Raw genomic sequence first — 22196 nt, forward strand, 5'->3', positions numbered from 1 at the left:
ATTACGGTTAAACTTATATTGCCTTGATAATGTAATAACTCCCATAAGTTAATGGATTTTACCTAAAAATTCTGAATGTAATTTAAAATAATCCTAGTTCTTCAACTAGGATTATTTTAAATTTAATAGCTTATTCCATTTTTTTAATTCACCCTTGTATAATCTAAAAAAATGATTTTTATAGGATTTTCTAAGCACATTATCATTTATAAAATTCTTATTGTTTAAATAGTCTTCAAAGTCGTAAATACACATAAAGGAAGCCCTTGTCCCTAAAATCATATCTGATATATTTTCATCAAAGCATAAGAAATCCTTGGAACAGGTTTTGGAAATTACATAATCAATTTGCATAATAAATCTCAATCCCGTATAACCCTTCTTGATATTTTGTGCTATATATTTTGAAAGCTTTACTTTTGTCTGGCTCAATCCTGTTCTCTTATAATAATCCATCATTTCAACTGCATCAAAACATTCCATATACTTACTATATGCACCTAGATGTTTTAATAATTCCAAATATATTATGTTATCAGTACAAATACATATTTTTTCCCTTTTATCAACACCATCTTTAATATATTGATACATATTTACAATTAAATGTTCTAATCCACAATAGTAAAATGAAGAATGAAATCCAAAAACATTACTATTAATCATAATTATTATCCTTTACAAATAAACTTATTGTTTATATATTCTACATAATATGTAAATACTCCTTTTAATATTTACTAAAACCTCATCAAAATATTTCATCATTTTTCTATATTTTATACCATAATATTTTATTATATATCATATTTTTTATCTTATATTATATAATTCTATTTATTGTGTCATAAAATGTCTAATTAAGTTTCCACTATCTTTTACAATAATACAAATTTCTGCTTATTTGGAGTCCCCACATTGGATTTTACTATTATATAATATAAAAATTTAAACTCTAGCCTATCCCTTTAGCCGGCATTTTTTGATATAATTATATTTAATAAATCTATAGGGAGGTCTTTGCAATGAATTTTAAATTACCTGATTATCATTTACCTGATTTTTCAAAGGAACCATTTCTTTCTTCCCCTAATGTAATTACAAAAAAAGTTGAAGTAGAAGGGGTGGCTCCGGATAATTATCATGCTACTTCCATATATCCGGAATATTTTAAAATAAACCAGAAATGGGTATTAGCATCTGAAAGCCGAATGGACTGCGTGGCAGTATTGGATAAAAGCAGTAATTTAAAGATAAAGGAATTTAGAAATTTAGAAATTGGAGAAGAAGTAATACTTGGAAGAAGTGAGGATTCCAGCCAAGGTATTTTCGTACATACAAATGGATTTAAGGATAATCCCAGCTCAGAAAACCAAGTGTTTTCATTTAGGGCTGGAAGGAGCAGGGAGAGTTCTTATTCCAAAGATTATGATAATTTATATGACTTGCTGGAATATGAAAAAAGACATGGATATATATTATGGGTATTAGGCCCTGCTGTAGTATTCGATGCTGATTCTAAAAAAGCCATGTCCTCTCTTATAGAAGCTGGATATGCAAATTGTATCTTTGCAGGAAATGCACTTGCAACCCATGATCTTGAGGGTTCTTTTTTTAAGACAGCACTTGGCCAGAATATATATACTCAGCACTCTGTAACAAACGGTCACTATAATCATATAGATGTAATAAACAAAGCAAGAAGATATGGCTCCCTTGATAACTTCATTAAAAAAGAGGATATAAAAGATGGTGTTGTTTACTCCTGTATTAAAAATAAAATTCCTCTTGTACTTGCAGGTTCTATAAGGGATGATGGTCCCCTCCCTTCTGTGATCTCAGATGTATATAAAGCTCAGGATATCATGAGATACTATTGTAAAAAAGCTACTACGGTTATATGTCTGGCAACTCAGCTTCATACCATAGCAACGGGAAATATGACTCCAGTATACAAAATAGAAGGTAAAAAAATAAGACCAGTTTATATATACACTGTAGACATATCAGAATTTGTAGTAAATAAATTAAGAGACAGGGGAAGCTTGGAAATAACTTCTATAATAACAAATGTCCAGGACTTTGTGGTAAATGTAGCCAATAATCTAGCGAATAAAAGCTAAAATTATTTTGGAACTGAGTTCTACACATCTTGAAGCACTATTGAAACTGAATATATTTCAATAATGCTTTTTTAATCATAACTATGAATTGGGAAATAAATATAAAAATATACAGAAAAAGTGACATGTACTTCCTCCCATGACAAAAATATGCCATATTGCATGATTATAAGGTATTTTATTCATCATATATAAGACAGCACCAACGGTGTATATAATTCCCCCTGCAACCAAAAGAGCTATACCTGCAGGAGACAATAATACCAACAGTTTTTTCATGGCAAAAATTATTATCCATCCCATGAAAATATATAATAAAGTAGAGGCGATTTCATACTTTCCCACCCAGAATACTTTCATTATTATTCCCAAAATGGCCAAGATCCATATTATCCAAAAAATTGTCCATCCTACGGAATTTCTTAAAATAGTCAACGTAAAGGGTGTATATGTCCCTGCAATTAATAAATAAATAGATGCATGATCAAATATTCTAAACACTCTTTTGGCCTTTACATTAGTTATACTATGATATAAAGTAGATCCTAAATATAAAATAAACATGGAAATTCCATATATAGTATAACTTATCACGTACCATTTATCACCTTTTTCAACAGAGAAAACAATTAAGAGCACAAGAGCTGCAATTGACAATAATGCACCTATTCCGTGAGTTACAGCATTGGCAATTTCCTCACCTCTGGTGTAAAACTTCAATTGATTATCCATATGTTACCACTCCTTCACCAAATATAAATATCGATATCGTGCAACGTAGTTTTAAAGACTATGTGTCCTATATATTATAATATCACAATAAATATTAATATTCAATATTTATTATGGCTTTTTATAGTAAATAAAATAATTTTTTAGTATAATAATATATAATATTATTGACATTATTTTTTATAAGATCTTGGAGGTATATGCGATGTTAAAAAGAACTATAACTGCAGAATTAATTAAAAAATTCAATGAACTGTTAATTAAAATACTGGATGGCAAAAAAAACAAAAATTACAGGGAGGCCCTGGATTTAATTGATACTGCTTTCAAAGATATGTTTAGACTAAGTTTAAAATTTTTTAACTCTCTTTCTGTAAACAGCTTAATGGAAATGGTAAAAATTAATGGAACCATAAACACAGACAAATGTATAATAATGGCTAAATTATTAGAAGAAGAAGGCAATATCCTGGAAAGCCAAAATAAATTAAATGATTCATTTTACATACATCAAAAATCTCTTCATTTATTTTTGAATGCCTATTTAAGTGAAAGGGTTGATTGTGAGCTGGAGGTTCATTTTTCAGATATAGACTCCATTATAAGTAAAATATGCCAGTACAAATTATCCTATGAACTTGAAAATCAAATTGTAGCTTATTATACAAAATCCTGCAAATATGATAAAGCTGAAGATATAATATATGAATTATTACAGGAAAATGCCTATAGCTCCCAATCTATCAAGTATTCAATAGAGTTTTACAACAATCTTTTATTAAAAAGTGACAGTGAATTGTGTGCTGGCAACCTTCCTCGAGAAGAAATAATTGACTCCCTGTCTTCTTTAAAAACCAGTCTGCAAAAATTATAATGTTATAAATATAAAAAAGATGTACAAATTATCAAAAATTATATTTTAAGACAATAAAATCCCACCATGCCGTATTATGAGTTACTTTGAACCCGCTCCCAGCAGGTGGGCATTTCCTTCTTGCTTCCTGTGCTCAAATTAAATTGAGTTTCATTCCACAAGAAGAGTCAAATTCCCTTTTATAAAATGTTCGGTCAACATCAACTCATTCCACGTACACAGCAGGAATTATTAAACTTTAGGTATAAGCAAAAATTATATTTTATCAAATCATCAGTATTATTATACTACATTTTTAAAAATTTATCTTTATTATGCAGATATTTAATTCTCTTTATTTAAAGTTTCTATATCAATTCCAAGTTCTTCTAATTGAGATTCATCTACTACATTTGGAGCTTCTGTCAATGGGCAAAATGCATTTTGATTTTTAGGAAATGCTATAACATCTTTTATATTATCAGTTTTTGCCAAAAACATCACCATTCTGTCAAATCCATAAGCCAGGCCTCCATGAGGTGGTGGTCCGAACTTAAATGCTTCCAGGAGATATCCAAATTTCTCCCAGGCATTTTCTTCTGTAATTCCAATTACCTGAAACATTTTTTCCTGCAGCTTGGTGTCATGTATTCTTATACTTCCTCCTCCCAGTTCCTCTCCATTTAACACTATATCATAGGCCTTGGCCCTTACCCTTCCAGGATCACTATCCAGGTATTGTATATCTTCATCCATAGGCATAGTAAATGGATGGTGTTCCGCCTGATATCTCTTTTCCTCTTCATTGTAAGATAAGAGAGGAAATTCTGTTACCCATACAAACCTAAATTCATTATTATCCTTTAAAATACCTGTTTCCTTTGCCATATGAACTCTAAGTGCACCTAAACTTTCAAATACAATTTTATTTTTATCTGCAACTATCAATATAAGATCTCCAGGCACTGCTTTCATGCTGTCCAATATATCCCCAGTATTTTTTTCAGTTAAAAATTTTGATACAGATGATTTAACTCCGTCTTCTCTGTATTCCATCCATACAAGTCCCTTAGCCCCATAATCTTTTACAAACTCCACCAGCTTATCAATCTGCTTTCTGCTCATGGAAGCGGAATTTGGAACTTTTATAGCCCTTACAGAACCACCCTTTTCAATGGCAGATTGAAACACCTTGAAATTTGTATCTTTTATAACTTCAGTTATATCATTTATCTCCATGCCAAATCTTAAATCCGGTTTGTCGCTTCCGTACTTTTCCATGGCAATTTTATAAGGCATTCTCTCTATGGGAAGCTTTATATCTAAATTCAATATTTTCTTAAATACTCTCTGAAGCAATTTTTCATTTACCTTCATTACATCCTCTTGTTCTACAAAAGAAAGTTCCATATCCACCTGGGTAAATTCAGGCTGCCTGTTTGCCCTTAAATCCTCATCTCTAAAGCATTTAACTATCTGAAAGTATTTATCATACCCCGAAACCATTAAAAGCTGTTTAAAAAGCTGAGGTGATTGAGGAAGTGCATAAAATTTCCCTTTGTAATTTCTGCTGGGTACAAGATAGTCTCTGGCACCTTCTGGAGTACTCTTCCCAAGTATGGGCGTTTCTATTTCAACAAATCCTTCTTCATCCAAAAAATCTCTTATGACCTTTGCTGCCTTATGCCTTAGCATAAGTATTCTTTGCATATCAGGTCTTCTTAGATCAAGATACCTATATTTCAGTCTTATATTTTCATCTGTATCCAGATTTTCTTTTATATATATTGGAGGTGTTTTGGACTCCGAAAATATTTTTATACACTCCCCCTTTAATTCTACCATGCCAGTGGGAATTCCCCTATTAGGTGATTCTCTTTTTACAATAACTCCAGTAGCCGCTATACAGTATTCAGATTTAACATTGTCTGACTTCCCGAAAGCTTCTTTATTTATCTTTTCTCCAAATACAATCTGAAGTATTCCTGTTCTATCTCTAAGATCCACAAATATGAGTCCGCCTAAATTTCTTTTTCTCTGAACCCACCCCATTACCGTAATCTTTTCACCTATATTGCTTTCTCTAAGTTCACCGCACATATGAGTTCTCTTAAGTCCATTTAATGATTCTCCCATTATATTCCGTTATATATGCCTTATTGTAATATAAAATAAGTGCATTTACCTGTTTCATTGTGCCTGAAGTTAAACTTCTCTGGTCCGGCACTCCAAGGTATATTTAACATTATAAGCTTTTAATGTTATTTTAACGGTTTTTCAACTCCTATTCCTTCATTATTTGACCATTTAAATTTTAACACCATTTTATAATCTGACTAAATTTAAAATTGAACCTATATTCTGCAAATCAATCTCAAATTGTTCTCCATCCGACATTCTCTTAAACTTAGCAGTATTTGACTGCAGCTCATTATCACCTATTATGACGGTAAATCTGGCATCTATTTTATTTGCATATTTCATTTCAGCTTTTACACTTCTATTCATATGATCACACTCACACCTTAAATTTCCCTCTCTCAATTTATTTGCCAGATTAAGAGCTTTTACTTTTGCAGCATCTCCCATGGCACCTATATATAAATCTATATAGGGAAGCCTTGGTATTTCTATTCCATTTTCATCCAAGGTTAGAAGTGTTCTTTCTATTCCCATTCCGAATCCTACTGCGGGCATTTGTGGTCCTCCAACCTCTTCTATTAAATAATCGTACCTTCCCCCACCGCATACGGTTATGTTATTATTGATTATTTCAAATACAGTTTTACTGTAGTAATCTAGTCCCCTGACTATCAACGGATTTATTTTATATTCTATTCCAAGGGCAGTCAAATACTTTTGTAAATTTTTAAAATGATCTCTGCATTCATCACACAGATAATCTAATATTAAGGGGGCATCCTTTACTATTTTCCTGCAGCTTTCCACCTTGCAGTCCAATATTCTCATAGGGTTTTTATGAAATCTGCTTTTACAGGTATCACAGAGTTCATCATACCTTTCAGATAGAAAATTTTTTAAAATCTCATTATATTTCTTTCTGCACTTAGGACACCCTATACTGTTTATATTTAATTCCAACCCCTTTACTCCCAGTTTCCTGTATACCCTCATAGCCAAGCTTATGACTTCTGCATCAAGTGAAGCTTCTTCAGCACCAAAAGCCTCTATTCCAAACTGATGATGCTCTCTAAGCCTTCCCTTTTGAACACTTTCATATCTTAAAACCGGTGTAAAATAAAATAATTTGGTTGGCTGAGCTTCATTATACAAACTGCTCTCTACAAAAGCTCTTACTGCCGGTGAAGTTCCTTCAGCTTTAAGAGTTAAGCTCCTGCCTGACTTATCCTTAAATGTATACATCTCTTTTTGAACTACATCTGTAGTTTCACCTACTCCTCTTTCAAAAAGCTCCGTATATTCAAATACAGGTGTTCTTATCTCCCTGTACCCATAAGAAGCTGCTATATTTTTAAATATGTTTTCTAAATAATGCCATTTATAAGATTCCGTAGGCAATACATCTTTAGTACCTCTAGGTGCCTGTATAATCATAATACTTTATTTCCTCCCTGCTTGCCTGGCAATAAAACCCTATGGATTTCATAGCCAATTTACTTATAATATATTCAATACAACGTATCCAAAAGCTTTGTTTTCTTCTGAACCATTTCATCCACTCTGTTTATGTACTCCCTCACATCCTTTACGTTTGCCTGTCTTTCCAGCCTGTTTTCATCTAAAAATATAACTTTGGTAACGGCATCAGCTCCACAAGCTATTATGGTCTGCTGTTCTTCAATCATTTCTATATTATAAATTCCCGAATTGTGGACTCTGGTATATCCTACATTTTCCATGTTGCCCACCATGTTTTTTTGTCTATACATATAATAGGGCTTCATATCCAATGTTTTAGCTAGTGCAGCTGTCCTCTTATACATGGAATTTAACTCTTTATTATCAGCAATAGAATATTCTACGTTGTTCAATATATTTTCATAGAGCCTTGATCCCCTTTTCACAGACATACCATGTACTGTCAAATTATCCGGGGAAAGCCTTTCTATTTCTTCACAAGTTCTGTTGATATGTTCCATACCTTCACCAGGAAGGCCTACAATTATGTCCATGTTTATATTGTTGAATCCACATTGTCTTGCCATATGAAATTTTTTCCCTATATCTTTTACAGAATGTTTTCTTCCAATAAATTTTAAAGTACTGTCATTCATTGTCTGTGGATTTATACTTATTCTGCTTACCTTACATTTTTTCATGATCTCCAATTTATTTAAAGTTATACTGTCAGGTCTGCCGCATTCTACATCAAATTCTTTTATTTTATGATCACATATAAAACCATTATATATTTCATCCATTATTTTTTCAAATTTTTCATCATTTATGGAAGTTGGGGTTCCCCCGCCAAAATACACACATTCTATATTTAAATTATGTTGTCTTATATAATGGGAAATTTGTCTTATTTCATAAATCAGACTTTTGAGATAATCTTCTACAATATTTTTGCACTTTTCAATGGGATTAGAGGTAAAAGAACAATAAAGGCATCTAGTAGGACAAAAAGGCATTCCTATATATACACTTATATTTTTGCTGCTGGTATTTACCAGACTTCTTTCCCTTCCTGCTATATCAATACAAAGTTCTGATTTATCCTTTCTGCAGCAAAAATGCCTGTAAAAGTATTCTGCTATATGTTCCTTGCTTTTACCCTCTTTTATCAATTTCAATGCTATTTTACTTGGTCTTATTCCAACCAGAGTTCCCCAGGGTAAATTTCTATCTATGTTTTGACTGAAATATAAAAATACTATTTTCCTAACATTCTCATTGTCCGTCAAATCACTTTGAAACTCTGTTTTATGAATACCCTGCTTATCTTCTATGAGCATGATATTTTCCAATATCATAATATTGAAGTCCCAGTCCTTACCTTCTACAAAAACTATATCCGTAAAATCATAAAACAAGTTTATTATCTGGAATACTTGATATCTGTATATATTAGGATTTAATTTAACTTTTATTTTCATATCCACTTAAAAGCAGCATTAATTTATAGTAAAATGCTGCTAAAGTATTTTCAGCTCCTTTCTTCAGACAAAAACGGATTATAAATTTTTTCCTTGCCAATAAAGCTTTTAAGTCCATGACCCGGCAACACTTCTGTTTCATCCGGAAGAATCATAAGTCTATTTTTTATACTGTCTATAATTGCTTCAAAATCTCCTCCAGGGAAATCAGTTCTTCCAACAGAACCCTGAAAAAGTGTATCCCCGGTAAAAACTAAATTTTCTGTTAAAAAGCTTACTCCTCCAGGAGTATGTCCTGGGGTAAATATTGTTTTTAAATTTATATTCCCAATTTCAAATATCTGGTTATCCTTAAAATAAATATCAGGCTCCGCTGTCATAGTACCATACATAAGACTTCCTTTTTTCATCATTTCATAATCCAGCTTGTTTATTCCTATGGGAGCATTATATCTATTTTTTATCTGTTCTGCCCCTTCTGTATGATCTGCATGGCCATGGGTCAACAATATATATTTCACTTTGCAATTAGAATCATCTATTGCATTTGTTATGTCCTTTACATCTCCACCCGGATCAATCACAACACATTCTGCTGCATCTTCATCCCATAATATATAGCAATTAGCCCCATATACCCCTACAATCAATTTTCTTAATTTCACAAAACACACCTCCTGTATTCGCAAATTAAATTTAAAATTTTTTCTCACTGTCTACCATAATGGTCACCGGTCCATCATTTTCTATAGTTACCATCATATCTGCCCCAAATTTGCCGGTCTGAACTCTATCTATTGAATTTTTGCACTCCCTTACAAATTCTTCATATATATCATTAGCCTTATCTCCTGACAGAGCCCTTATAAAACTTGGCCTCCTGCCTTTTCTGCAATCCCCGTACAAGGTGAATTGTGAAATTATAAGGAGTTCTCCCTTCACATCCAGAAGAGATTTATTTAACTTCCCATTTTCATCCTCAAATATCCTTAAATTAAGTATTTTATCCTTCATATAAGGTATATCTTCATTAGTATCTTCTACAGATATACCCAAAAGCACATTCAATCCCTTTCCTATTTCACCTATAATTTCTCCACCCACTTCAACCTTAGAGCTTTTCACCCTTTGAACTACAGCACGCATGGCAAACAACACCCCTTAACTTAATAATCAATTTTCTGTTCTATAAACCTCAATAGTACCTTTTATTTTCCTCAATTTTCTCATCACATCTTTAAGTTCATCAATACTGGATATTTTTAGTTTTACATTTATAACAGCTATTCCGTTTTTAACTGGTTTGGCATTTATAGCATAAAGATAAATTTTACTGTCACTTATAATTTCCATTGATTCAGCCAAAATCCCCTGCCTGTCTTCAGCTTCTATTTTAATTTCGGTAATATACTCCCCCTTAGGTTTTCCCCAGCTTACCTCTACTACCTTATTATCCTTGTTTTTCAGCAGAAAGTCTATATTTTTACAATCTTTTCTATGAATTGAAACCCCTCTGCCCTTGGTTATATACCCTATTATAGGATCTCCTGGTACCGGGTTGCAGCATTTTGCAAATCTTACAAGTACATTGGTTTCACCTTTTACAATTACCCCCGGAGACTTTTTATCCTTTTTGTGAGGCTTACTGGTAAATTTATTCAGCTTATCCCGCAGTTCTTTCCAATCATCAATATTCATTCTGGAAGTTTTAATATACATATCCTTCATCTTTAAAACTATGGTAGAAGAATTCAAACCACCAATTCCCACGGAAGCATACAAATCATCTAAAGAATTCATGTTGTATTTTTTAAGTACAAAATCTATAACTTCACCTTTTGCAATTTCACCAAAATTATATCCCTGCTTTTTTGTCTCCTTTTCCAGGAGATCCTTACCCTTTAATATATTTTCCTCTCTTCTAGCCTTTTTAAACCAAGCTCTTATCTTACTTTTTGCCTGATTGCTTTTGACTACATTCAGCCAGTCAATACTGGGACCCTTTGGGGTACTTGATGCAAGTATTTCTACAATTTCTCCTGTTTTCAGATGATAATCCAGAGGTACCATTTTTCCGCTTACTTTTGCTCCGATACAGCTGTTTCCTATATCCGTATGTATTTTATAGGCAAAATCTATGGGAGTTGCTTCATAAGGTAAATTTATAACAGTACCCTTAGGTGTAAAGACAAATACTTCATCCGAAAACAAGTCTATTTTAAATCTTTCCATAAATTCTTCTGCATCCGAGGTTTCTCTCTGCCATTCCAGCATTTCTCTAAGCCAGGTAAGTTTTTTATCTATATCCTCTGCAGTTTCAACCCCTTCTTTATACTTCCAATGGGCCGCTATACCATATTCTGCAGTTTTATGCATTTCAAAAGTTCTTATCTGTATTTCAAAGGGCTTTCCCTGAGGTCCCATAACCGTAGAATGAAGTGACTGATACATATTGGGTTTTGGCATGGCAATATAATCTTTAAATCTTCCCGGTATGGGTTTGTATATAGTATGAGCTATTCCAAGAGATGCATAACAATCCTTTACCGTATCCACCAAAATTCTCACAGCTGTTAAATCAAAAATTTGATCTATAGTCTTGTTTTTCTGTACCATCTTTCTATATATACTGTAAAAATGTTTTGGCCTGCCTTCAATATCTGCATCTATACCTGACTTTTTTAAACTTTCTTTTAACTGTTTTATTATCTGCTCAATATATCTTTCTCTTTCTACTCTTTTTTCTGCAATTTTTCTGACTATAAAATAATATTCATTCTGATTTACATATCTAAAAGCTAAGTCTTCCAATTCCCATTTAATTTTAGACATTCCAAGCCTATGAGCCAGCGGTGCATATATATCGAAGGTTTCCTTTGCCTTTTCCTTTTGCTTTTCCACAGGTAAATATTTTAATGTTCTCATATTGTGAAGCCTATCTGCCAATTTTATAAGTATGACTCTAATATCATTTGCCATGGCAAGCAGCATTTTTCTTACATTATCCGCCTGCTGCTCTTCTTTGGTCTTATATTCTATTTTCCCCAATTTAGTAACACCCTCCACCAGGTTTGCTACTTCAGGGCTAAACTCCCTGCTCACATCCTCATGGCTGAAGTCGGTATCTTCAATCACATCATGTAGAAGTCCTGCCACTATTGTGCTAGTGTCCAATCCCATTTCTGCCAATATACAAGCTACTTCTACAGGATGCATTATATAGGGCTCACCAGATTCCCTCTTTTGCCTTTTATGGGCTTCATCAGCAAAATAATAAGCTTTTTCAACCATATTTTTATCTACATTATTGCAATTTTTATCTATTAGTTCTATTAATCGTTCTAACATACTGATACTCCCTAAAATCAATGGCTGGTTTAACAAACCAGCCATTATTTTTTATTAACATTATATTATATACCGTTAAAACTTGCAATTTGAAATTTATCAAATGATTCTTAGGTTCAAGTGGAACTTTCCTGTAAGAAATGCTTTTCCACCCGAACATTGGAAAAACTTATTCAGCTGCCTGTCATCCCACACTTTACAAAACTGAAATTCTCAGCCATATGATCTGTTGTAGGGGTTTTAAATATTGTACTGGGTCAAAGATTTTACATCATAATCCTTCAGTTTTTCTCTTCCCTTCAAGTCCGTCAATTCTATTACAAAATCTATAGTTACAACTTTTCCGCCAGCTTCTTCTACTAATTTAACAACGGAACTGATGGTACCTCCAGTTGCAAGTAAATCGTCAATTATGGCAACCCTCTGCCCCGGCTTTATTGCATCCTTGTGCATCTCCAATTCATCACTGCCATATTCCAAATAATATTTAACTTTTAGTGTGTCACAGGGTAATTTTCCCTTTTTTCTTACAGGCACAAAACCGGCATTTATGGCATAAGCTATTGGTGCACCAAATAAAAAACCCCTTGCTTCAGGACCAACTATTATGTCTATATTCTTGTCTTTCAAATATGCCGCCATTTTATCTACGGTATATTTGAAAGCATCTTTATTTTGAAGTAAAGTAGTTATATCTTTAAAGCTTATTCCTTTCTTTGGAAAACCCTCTATTACTCTTATGCTGTTCTGTAAATTCAATTATATTCCCCCCTCAAAATAACTTTATTAGCTTGCAGTCCAATTTAAATCCCAATATAAGTTTTTCTTTCATCCTATAATTATATATTAAATATTCATAAATATTCAAGCCATAGCATTTATGAACTACACAATTTCATTTTTTAAATATTTAGCTATCTGTTCTGCCCTATCTATACTTTCGGTTATAAAAAGTTCCACTGTAATCCTTGCATTATCTATATATCTTTTATTTTTGATTGAACACATCATGCCGCTTGAAAGACTGAACATACTTTCTCTATTCACATTAGAAATATTATTTACCTTAAGTAAAGCTTTTACTCCATAATTATTTGTATAATTTATATAATACATGCCATGATTTACCATGATTTTATTTTCGCCCTTTATATCCACTCGCTTTGAAAGAATTCCAAGGGTCACAAGATCCAAATACTTGCCTATATATTTCATCTCATAATACATTGATATAGCCTGACACAATTTAAATGTTACACCTGCTGCAGTCAAATCCTTGGATGGATATGTACACTGTTTTTGATTTGGATCTACAATAATGGTTTTTGGCAAAACCTCTCCACTTTTATGGTAATCTGTTATTATGACATCAATCCCCAGACTTTTACATAAACCTATTTCGGAAACAGACTTTATGCCACATCCAACAGTTATTATGAGCTTGGCACCTAAAAATTTTATATGATTTTCTATTATATCTGACTTTATATCAAAATCATTAATTTCATCAGATATAAAATATTCTACATCTGCATTCAGGTATTTCAGCACAAGCAATAATAGAGACACTGAAGTTATACCATCTAGATCACAGGTGCCATAGATTACTATTTTTTCTCTTTCATTTACAGCTTCTATTATTCTTTTTAAAGCTTCCCCCATATCTTTTAGGAGAAATGGGTTTTTCATGCCTAAAAAATTAAAATCCTGTATATTTTCCTTTTGCATCTCCATAATAAAATCCTCCAAATTTATCGAAAGCACTTACATTATAAATGATATTGTCTTCTAATACAAATACAGTATGGTTAGATTTTCTACAATAAAAAAATCCAGAGTTGCAATATACTCTAGATTTTTTATCTTATCATATTAAATGTATATTTTAAAGAATTAACTATATTGTTTTAGGTGATTTTTTTCTATTAGCCAACATATGTTTTTTTATAATAACCCAGCATGGACTAGCTATACATATAGAAGAATAACATCCTGTAATTATTCCTATAAGGATAGGTTCCGAAAAAACCCTTACAGAAGGAACTAAAATATATACAGAAGAAAGTGTTATTACAACGGTCAATACAGTATTTATAGATCTTGCCAGTGTCTGAGTAACACTAGCATCTGCGACAATCATAGGATCTACCCTTCGCATGTATTTTTGATTTTCTCTTATTCTGTCAAAAACAACTATAGTATCATGAATTGAATAACCTATAACCGTAAGTGCTGCTGCTATAAAATTAGAATCTATGGAAACTCTAAGGACTGCATATACAGACAGCATTACAAGCACATTGTGAATAAGAGATATAATAGCTGCCACGCCAAAACTCAATTCAAATCTTATACCTATATATATAAACATGGCTATTATAGCTATTATAACAGCTTCTATGGCTTTAATCCTGGTTTCTTTTCCTATAACGGCACCTATATTCTCCTGATTTGTCAAACTGCTTTTTTTGTACTTTGCTTTTATATCTTTTACAATACTGCTGACAGCATTATTGCTAAGGGAAGTTGCTTTTATAGTTATGGATTTATTATCAGCTTTATTGGATTGAAAATCATTGGAATACTTTTTTATTATACTATCCACATCTGATTTATTAAAATCTGTACCTAAATTTATTTCCACTATGGTACCGCCCTTAAAATCCAATCCATATTCCAATCCTTTTGTGGCAATGGTAAACATTCCAATTACAATTATTATAAGGGATATAGTAAACCATATTTTTCTTTTTTCAATAATCCTATATATGCCATTCATACTATTTTACTACCCCCTTTCTAAAGTCATGCACTCCAAATGTTCCAATAGTTTTTATATGATTAAACCAACCTATATTGGCTACTAATTTCATAAGGGTTCTGGTTACGGTTATAGCCGTAAACATACTTAAAACTACACCTATAATCAAGGTAAGGGCAAATCCTTTTACCGAACCTGTTCCAATATTATAAAGTACAAAACCTGATATAATGGAAGTGATGTTTGAATCCAGGATTGAACTCATGGCCCTGCGAAAGCCTGCATCTATAGACGCTTTAATTGACCTCCCGCTTTTAAGCTCTTCTTTAGTCCTCTCAAATATAAGTATATTTGCATCTACTGCCATACCCACCGTTAAAAGAAATGCTGCAATACCCGCCAAGGTGAGAGTCACATTCACGCTGGCAAAAGCTACTAAAACTATGTACACATATAAGGTTAGTGCTATGTCCGCAATAAGTCCCGGCAATCTATAATATAACAGCATAAACAGCATTACAAGTCCTATACCTATCTTGCCTGCAAGTATGCTCAGCGGAAGGGCATTTGCTCCAAGAGAAGCTCCTACGGTTTTAACCTGCACCGGCTTTACTGTAACCGGAAGTGCCCCTGATTTTATTAGATCAGCCTGCCTTTGTGCCTCCTGAAGAGTCTGATTACCACCACTTATACTGGCCCTACCATCAGTTATATGTGCATCCACCTGAGGATTGGTAAGCATTTCATTATCCAAATAAATTGCGATTTTTTGTCCTAAGAATTTTTGAGTAGCATCTGAAAACTTTTTAGCCCCTTCTTGATTTAATTCCAAACTTATTGCAGGTTTATTGCCGCTCTGGGAGTCAATGGAAGCAGTGGCATCTTTTACATCCTTGCCTGTAAGTATTGTCTTATTATCAGGTCCTACAAATTTAAGTTCACCGGTTTTTGCCACACCATCTATTACTTCCTTGGCATCAAATTTCCCTGGTATATCGATTCTTATTCTCTTTTGGCCTTCTCTGGCAACTACTGTTTCACTTACCCCTAATTTATTAACTCTTAAAGATAAAAGCTCCACTGTTCTATCTATGGTCTTTTGATCCACATTATTTCCCTGAATTTCCTCAAGCACAGAAACGCCGCCTTGAAGATCAAGTCCCTTATTTATCACCTGACCAAGAGGTTTCAGTTTATATCCTCCTAAAGTTACCCCATATGCTCCCGAATAAGCTAAAAAACCTATTAAAATTATGCATAGGAAGAAAACTATGGTACTCTTTACCTTAGATTTCATCTTTATCCTCCTTAAACTATAAATACTGTTTTCTACAACAATCCACATTAAAAATTATATTACTTAGAGAAAATACCGTCAACACTATAAATCCAAATAGAATTATATTATATATTAACTTTATGTGAATATATAACATAATCCATATCCTGCTTTATCTAAGATATTTCTCCATATGGCAAGGCAGAAATTTGTCCAAAAACACAAAAGAACCTGTTCCTTGCTCTAAGCAAGCCAGGGAACAGGGCTCTTTATTAAAACTAATCCCTTTATTTAGCTGTATTTCTAGCTTTAAGTGCAATAGCACATTCAATTCTCTTCTTCTGCATTTTACATCCCAGTGCATAAGGCTCTTTCATATCTCCGTTAAAATTATAATTATTAGCCTGACATCCTCCACTGCAGTAAAACCTTGCCCAACATTGTCTGCATTTAGGTTTATTGTATATATGGGCATTTTTAAATTCCCTGGAAATATCATCTCTCAAATTATTCCAATCCTTCAAATTTCCCATTTTGAAATCTTCATTGCCTACAAATTGATGGCAGGGATATATATCCCCATCCGGGGTTATGGCTACATACTCATGTCCTGCACCGCAGCCTGATATTCTTTTATATACACAGGGTCCGCCTGTAATATCTATGTTAAAATGATAGAACTTAAATTTTTTCCCATCATTACTAAGCATTTCTTCATATAGCTTATCATATTGTTCATAAATAGTAGGAAGATCCTCCTCCCTTAGAGACAATGGGTTGTCCTTTGGAAGTACTACAGGTTCTATAGATATTTCATCGAATCCTTCATCTGCAAGATATTTTATATCTTTAAAAAAGTCTGTATTTTTTCTGGTGAAAGTTCCCCTTGCATAATACTGCTTAGACTTGTCCCTAATTTTTACCATACTTTTGATTTTAGGCAATATGGAATCAAAAGTGCCGCTCCCATCTATTCTCACCCTTACACTGTCGTTTATTTCTTTTCTTCCATCAATACTCAATACTATATTTCCCATATTCTTATTTAAATAATCCATTATCTCATCATTTAAAAGTGTAGCGTTTGTAGTCATTGTAAACCTGATACTTTTATTATGTATTTTTTCCTGGGATTTTGCATAATCCACAATCTCTTTTACCGCATCAAAAGCCATAAGAGGTTCACCGCCAAACAAATCCACCTCTATATTTTTCCTGGGGCCCGATTTTTCTATGACAAAATCAATAGCTTTTTTACCAACAGCAGCAGACATGAGTTTTCTGCTTCCCTTATATTCACCCTCATCTGCAAAGCAGTATTTACATCTTAAATTACAATCATGTGCAATATTTAAGCATAGCGCTTTTATAAAAGATGTTGAGTTATCATTTTTTAGTGCAATGTCTTCATACAGATCTTTAGAATACAGCATATCCTTTTTGATTAATTGCTCTATTTCCCCGTATGCCTCTACGATATCCTCTTTTTTATATTTATCTTCAAGAAATCTTAAAGTATCTTCTATACCAGGCAATTCTTCATCATCTAAAATATCATAGACTAATTTATCAACTTCATGAAGTGCCCCAGAGTTTACATCTAATGCATACCGATATCCGCCCTGTATAAATTTATGAATATTAGCCAAGTTTTTCCCTCCTACAATAAAAGCAGTAATTTTTTACAGCATAAATTTTAGGCAGTAACTGTTTTATTTGTTACTGCCTAAAATTTATGTTAGTTTTCACAAGCCAAATTGGCTACTGTGCAAGAAGTCTTACATGCTGACTGGCATGAATTAGCACATTCTTTACACCCTGGTTTTTTTAGGCTATCTTTTATATTAGTATTATTTATAGTTCTTATATGCTTCATATTAAACTCCTCCATTAATAAAGATATCTTTTTGATTATAACATAAATTACTTATAAAATAAAGTTGCCAGCGGAAAGGCTTATTGCAGGTTAATACCAATCATTCCAGATAAAGCTCCAACCATTAGTGCAAGCACCAGTCTCCTAATTCCATCCACACCTATCACCGCAGAATTTCCAGAAATGATGGAAACTACATATAGTATAAATAAATATAAAAGAGTAACTATAATACCTATAAGCCAGCCTCTTTCCCCTATTTTTCTCACTGCATAAATAGAAGCATACATTATACTGACTATTGTGGTAACCAGATAAACTATATAACTCACCCCGGAGCTGACTTCTATAAAAGTCATTACCACTGCAAAAATCAGAAGCAAAATCACTGTAATTATGAACCCTCTTATAACCCCTTCTATAGCAGGAAGATAATTATTACTTCTTTCCAAATTAAAACACCTCCCATCTAATAGTATCTATGTAGATAAAAGGTGCTTTATACCTAAATTTTAAACTTCTTTTTTTTCTTCAATCTTACCTTTGTTAGAATCCTCTGCTTTTTTATCTTCTTTTTCAGATAGGACATTCAATACTCCTGTCTTGTCAAGTTTTATCTTTACCCTGTCAGGTCCTGTCTGAATTGTTAACACTCTTTCATTGATATTAACAATTTTACCAATTATACCGCCTTTGGTCATAACCTCATCATTAACCTTAAGATTATCCAGCATGGCATTATATTTCTTTTTTCTCTTACTCTCAGGTAAAAATATAAGCACATAAAAAAATACTATCACAAATATAAATGGTGCTACTCTAGCTAATAAATCCAATCTTTTCACCTCCTTATGCAACAATTCTATATAAAATGGAAAAATCCTTCTTTAACTTTTATTATTCCACTTATCAAGCTTTTCCCTTTTATATGATGGAAAATAGTCTCCATCAATGGCATCCCTTATTTCCCTCATTAAATTATTATAAAAATATAAATTATGAAGTACACAAAGTCTCATGGCCAGCATTTCCTTTGCCTTGAACAAATGCCTTATATAAGCCCTGCTGTAATTTTTACAGGTTGGGCAGCTGCACCCCTGGTCAATAGGACTGTCGTCTAATTTATACTTTGCATTTAAAAGATTTATCTCACCTTCTGATGTAAATACGTGAGAATGCCTTCCATTTCTTGCAGGCAGGACACAGTCAAAAAAATCCACTCCCCTGTCCACTGCTTCAAGTATATTGGCAGGTGTACCTACTCCCATTAGATATATGGGCTTATTCTGTGGAAGATATGGTATGACTTTTTCTAAAATTCTATACATCTCTTCATGAGTTTCCCCTACTGCCAGTCCTCCGATTGCATATCCATCCAGATCCATTTCACTTATTACCTTGGCATGTTCTATTCTTATATCATCATATACCCCACCCTGATTTATTCCAAACAGCATCTGTTTCTTGTTTATGGTATCCGGCAGGGAATTTAATCTATCAATCTCCACTTTACATCTTTTAAGCCATCGGGTAGTTCTCTTAACTGAATTTTCAACATAATCCCTTGGAGAAGGGTTTTTTACACATTCATCAAAGGCCATGGCCACAGTAGAAGCCAAATTACTTTGAATTCTCATGCTTTCTTCAGGACCCATAAATATCTTGCTGCCATCTATATGAGAATTAAAATACACCCCTTCCTCTTTTATCTTTCTTATGTCAGCCAGTGAAAATACCTGAAATCCACCTGAATCAGTTAAAACAGGTCTATCCCAATTCATAAATTTATGCAATCCCCCAAGTTCTCTAATAACTTCATCTCCTGGTCTTAAACTTAAATGATATGTATTGGACAGTTCTATCTGACAGCCGATTTTTTTTAAATCCACAGTAGAAACTGCACCCTTTATAGCTGCCAGAGTACCTACATTCATAAATACCGGGGTTTGAACCACTCCATGAGGTGTGACAAACTCACCCCTTCTTATACTTCCACATTTCTTCAGCAATTTATACATCAAAACACCTCTATCTACTTGATGAACATAGCATCTCCAAAACTGAAAAATCTATATCTATTTTTTACTGCCACCTCATATGCATTTAATATATTTTCTCTTCCGCAGAGTGCACTTACCAGCATTATAAGTGTAGACTGGGGCAGATGAAAATTTGTTATGAGTTTATCCACTATCTTATATTTATATCCTGGATATATAAATATGTCCGTCCAGCCTGATTGCTCTCTGACTCTTCCATTTTCATCGGCTATGGTTTCAAGAGTCCTGCAGGAAGTGGTCCCCACTGAGATCACACTGTGTCCGCTTTTCTTTGCCCCATTAATTATATCTGCAGTTTCCTTTGTCATGCGGTAGTATTCCGAATGCATATCATGATCCTCTATATTTTCAACTTTAACCGGCCTAAAAGTCCCTATTCCCACATGCAAAGTCAGGAAGGCAAGTTTAATTCCCTTTTCTTCTATCTCTTTAAGCAATTTCTTTGTAAAATGAAGTCCGGCTGTAGGAGCTGCCGCTGATCCTTCTTCTTTGGAATATACTGTTTGATACATCTCCTTATCCTCTAACTTTTCCTTTATATAGGGAGGCAAAGGCATTTGACCAAGTTTGTCTAATACTTCTTCAAATATTCCCTTATATTCAAACTTCACTATTCTATTTCCATCTTCCTCTATTTTAACTATCTCAGCTTTTAACTCTCCATTTCCAAAATCAAATCTATCTCCAACTCTGGCTCTTCTTCCTGGCTTAACCAGTGTTTCCCAGCTGTCATCTTCATTTCTCTTTAACAGTAAAATTTCCATTTTACCGCCACTGCCTTCTTTATTTCCTATAAGCCTTGCGGGCAAAACTCTTGTATCATTTAGCACAAGACAATCACCTGGATTTAAATAGTCTATTATATCTTTAAATACCTTATGTTCTATATTTCCTGTGTTTTTATCCAATACCATAATTCTTGCTTCATCTCTCTGTTTTAACGGATGTTGTGCAATTAATTCCTTTGGCAAATAAAAATCAAAATCTGTAACTTTCAATATATTTCACTCCGTTTCCTTTTGTCCAAGTTATGTTTAATTATCAAACAAAGATGACTGCCCTGTATTTTTTTGTGGAATCTTATTTTTCCTGGTCTTATTAAAATGCCTGTATGCACTGTCAGATGCCATTCTTCCCCTGGGTGTCCTGATTATAAAACCTTTTTGGAGCAAATACGGCTCATATACATCTTCTATAGTATCCAATTCTTCTCCTATAAAATAAGCCAGTGTCTCTATTCCAACAGGTCCTCCATTAAAATTGTCAATTATGGCTTTTAATATCTTATTATCTATGCTGTCAAATCCTTCCTCATCAACTTCCAATAACTCCAAAGCCAATTTGCTGGTTTTAAGATCTATTATTCCATTGCCCTTCACCTCTGAATAATCCCTTACTCTTTTTAAAAGTCTATTTGCAATTCTTGGAGTTCCCCTGGATCTCTTTCCTATTTCCCAGGCAGCCTCATATTCTATATTTATCTTAAGTATCTCTGCAGATCTAATTATAATTTCACTAAGTTCCTTTTCTCCATAAAACTCCATGGGGCACAACATTCCAAACCTATCCCTTAGCGGAGCAGTTAAAAGTCCTACTCTTGTAGTTGCCCCAATCAGAGTAAATTTAGGCAAATCCAGTCTTATGGATTTTGCTGCAGCTCCCTTTCCTATAACTATATCCAGTGCATAATCTTCCATGGCAGGGTATAATATCTCTTCCACACTTCTATTCAACCTGTGTATTTCATCTATAAAAAGTACATCCATATCATTTAAACTGGTAAGTATTGCAGCTAAATCTCCTGCTCTTTCTATGGCGGGGCCAGAAGTAACTTTTAAATTTCCTCCCATTTCCAAGGCAATTATATTGGCTAAAGTAGTTTTACCAAGTCCCGGCGGCCCGTAAAGCAGCACATGATCCAGTGCTTCTTTTCTGTTTTTAGCAGCTTTTATAAATATTTCAAGCTTGCTTTTCACCTTGCTTTGTCCTATATATTCACTAAGTCTTTTAGGTCTTAAACTATACTCGTTTTCAGAATCACCCGTAATATTCACTGGAGTGACTATTCTATCCTCCATACCCA

Annotated in this window: 21 protein-coding genes and 1 other RNA gene; 2 read left to right on the forward strand and 20 right to left on the reverse strand. The window is 33.3% G+C overall.

Annotated elements, in window-relative coordinates; translation table 11 throughout:
* Positions 1 to 111: 111 nt before the first annotated feature.
* Positions 112 to 666, reverse strand: a complete 555-nt coding sequence (locus ACYUJ6_RS12480) for an MEDS domain-containing protein (protein ID WP_461843093.1) — start codon at positions 664 to 666, stop codon at positions 112 to 114.
* A 359-nt stretch (positions 667 to 1025) separates the two neighbouring features.
* Here ACYUJ6_RS12480 and ACYUJ6_RS12485 point away from each other — a divergent pair, with 359 nt between their 5' ends.
* A complete protein-coding gene (locus tag ACYUJ6_RS12485; protein ID WP_461843094.1) occupies positions 1026 to 2123 on the forward strand; it encodes a putative NPN-dependent ornithine cyclodeaminase in 1098 nt (365 codons plus the stop codon).
* Positions 2124 to 2204: 81 nt separating this feature from the next.
* On the opposite strand, the gene trhA is transcribed toward ACYUJ6_RS12485, so the two are convergent.
* Entirely contained in the window at positions 2205 to 2855 is a 651-nt protein-coding gene (gene trhA / locus ACYUJ6_RS12490; protein ID WP_461843095.1) for a PAQR family membrane homeostasis protein TrhA, read from the reverse strand.
* Positions 2856 to 3060: 205 nt separating this feature from the next.
* On the opposite strand from trhA, the gene ACYUJ6_RS12495 reads away from it, so the two are divergent.
* On the forward strand, positions 3061 to 3729 hold the full coding sequence (locus tag ACYUJ6_RS12495; protein ID WP_461843096.1) for a DUF6483 family protein: 669 nt from the start codon (positions 3061 to 3063) through the stop codon (positions 3727 to 3729).
* A gap of 54 nt (positions 3730 to 3783) precedes the next feature.
* On the opposite strand, the gene ssrS is transcribed toward ACYUJ6_RS12495, so the two are convergent.
* The 18 genes from ssrS to ruvB form a co-directional block, all read right to left on the reverse strand.
* Positions 3784 to 3960, reverse strand: a non-coding RNA gene (ssrS, locus tag ACYUJ6_RS12500) — 6S RNA.
* A gap of 93 nt (positions 3961 to 4053) precedes the next feature.
* Positions 4054 to 5844, reverse strand: a complete 1791-nt coding sequence (aspS, locus tag ACYUJ6_RS12505; protein ID WP_461843097.1) for an aspartate--tRNA ligase — start codon at positions 5842 to 5844, stop codon at positions 4054 to 4056.
* A gap of 189 nt (positions 5845 to 6033) precedes the next feature.
* Complete coding sequence (gene hisS, locus ACYUJ6_RS12510) at positions 6034 to 7284, reverse strand: histidine--tRNA ligase (protein WP_461843098.1); 1251 nt, start codon at positions 7282 to 7284, stop codon at positions 6034 to 6036.
* Positions 7285 to 7358: 74 nt separating this feature from the next.
* Entirely contained in the window at positions 7359 to 8789 is a 1431-nt protein-coding gene (locus ACYUJ6_RS12515; protein ID WP_461843099.1) for a coproporphyrinogen III oxidase, read from the reverse strand.
* Positions 8790 to 8839: 50 nt separating this feature from the next.
* Positions 8840 to 9454 carry an MBL fold metallo-hydrolase gene (locus ACYUJ6_RS12520; protein ID WP_461843100.1) on the reverse strand — a complete coding sequence of 205 codons (615 nt, stop codon included), beginning with the start codon at positions 9452 to 9454 and terminating at the stop codon, positions 8840 to 8842.
* 31 nt (positions 9455 to 9485) lie between these two features.
* Positions 9486 to 9935, reverse strand: a complete 450-nt coding sequence (gene dtd / locus ACYUJ6_RS12525; protein WP_461843101.1) for a D-aminoacyl-tRNA deacylase — start codon at positions 9933 to 9935, stop codon at positions 9486 to 9488.
* A gap of 27 nt (positions 9936 to 9962) precedes the next feature.
* Entirely contained in the window at positions 9963 to 12137 is a 2175-nt protein-coding gene (locus ACYUJ6_RS12530; protein WP_461843102.1) for a RelA/SpoT family protein, read from the reverse strand.
* Between the two features lie 240 nt (positions 12138 to 12377).
* Entirely contained in the window at positions 12378 to 12896 is a 519-nt protein-coding gene (locus tag ACYUJ6_RS12535; protein WP_461843103.1) for an adenine phosphoribosyltransferase, read from the reverse strand.
* Between the two features lie 126 nt (positions 12897 to 13022).
* Positions 13023 to 13871 carry a DHH family phosphoesterase gene (locus ACYUJ6_RS12540; protein ID WP_461843104.1) on the reverse strand — a complete coding sequence of 283 codons (849 nt, stop codon included), beginning with the start codon at positions 13869 to 13871 and terminating at the stop codon, positions 13023 to 13025.
* A 163-nt stretch (positions 13872 to 14034) separates the two neighbouring features.
* Entirely contained in the window at positions 14035 to 14907 is an 873-nt protein-coding gene (gene secF / locus ACYUJ6_RS12545) for a protein translocase subunit SecF (protein ID WP_461845508.1), read from the reverse strand.
* 10 nt (positions 14908 to 14917) lie between these two features.
* Entirely contained in the window at positions 14918 to 16195 is a 1278-nt protein-coding gene (gene secD, locus ACYUJ6_RS12550; protein ID WP_461843105.1) for a protein translocase subunit SecD, read from the reverse strand.
* 269 nt (positions 16196 to 16464) lie between these two features.
* The gene (gene scfB, locus ACYUJ6_RS12555; RefSeq protein WP_461843106.1) at positions 16465 to 17826 is read right to left on the reverse strand and encodes a thioether cross-link-forming SCIFF peptide maturase; all 1362 of its coding nucleotides are present in this window, start codon (positions 17824 to 17826) and stop codon (positions 16465 to 16467) included.
* An 89-nt stretch (positions 17827 to 17915) separates the two neighbouring features.
* On the reverse strand, positions 17916 to 18053 hold the full coding sequence (scfA, locus tag ACYUJ6_RS12560) for a six-cysteine ranthipeptide SCIFF (protein WP_369704224.1): 138 nt from the start codon (positions 18051 to 18053) through the stop codon (positions 17916 to 17918).
* A gap of 80 nt (positions 18054 to 18133) precedes the next feature.
* The gene (locus ACYUJ6_RS12565; RefSeq protein ID WP_461843107.1) at positions 18134 to 18505 is read right to left on the reverse strand and encodes a TIGR04086 family membrane protein; all 372 of its coding nucleotides are present in this window, start codon (positions 18503 to 18505) and stop codon (positions 18134 to 18136) included.
* Between the two features lie 60 nt (positions 18506 to 18565).
* Positions 18566 to 18889 carry a preprotein translocase subunit YajC gene (gene yajC, locus ACYUJ6_RS12570; protein ID WP_461843108.1) on the reverse strand — a complete coding sequence of 108 codons (324 nt, stop codon included), beginning with the start codon at positions 18887 to 18889 and terminating at the stop codon, positions 18566 to 18568.
* Between the two features lie 51 nt (positions 18890 to 18940).
* Positions 18941 to 20071: a tRNA guanosine(34) transglycosylase Tgt gene (gene tgt / locus ACYUJ6_RS12575; RefSeq protein WP_461843109.1), complete on the reverse strand. Its 1131-nt coding sequence runs from the start codon at positions 20069 to 20071 to the stop codon at positions 18941 to 18943.
* A 14-nt stretch (positions 20072 to 20085) separates the two neighbouring features.
* A complete protein-coding gene (queA, locus tag ACYUJ6_RS12580; RefSeq protein WP_461843110.1) occupies positions 20086 to 21111 on the reverse strand; it encodes a tRNA preQ1(34) S-adenosylmethionine ribosyltransferase-isomerase QueA in 1026 nt (341 codons plus the stop codon).
* A gap of 36 nt (positions 21112 to 21147) precedes the next feature.
* Positions 21148 to 22191, reverse strand: a complete 1044-nt coding sequence (gene ruvB / locus ACYUJ6_RS12585; protein WP_461843111.1) for a Holliday junction branch migration DNA helicase RuvB — start codon at positions 22189 to 22191, stop codon at positions 21148 to 21150.
* Between the last annotated feature and the right edge of the window lie 5 nt (positions 22192 to 22196).

This window comes from Clostridium sp. JNZ X4-2 (assembly GCF_054889485.1).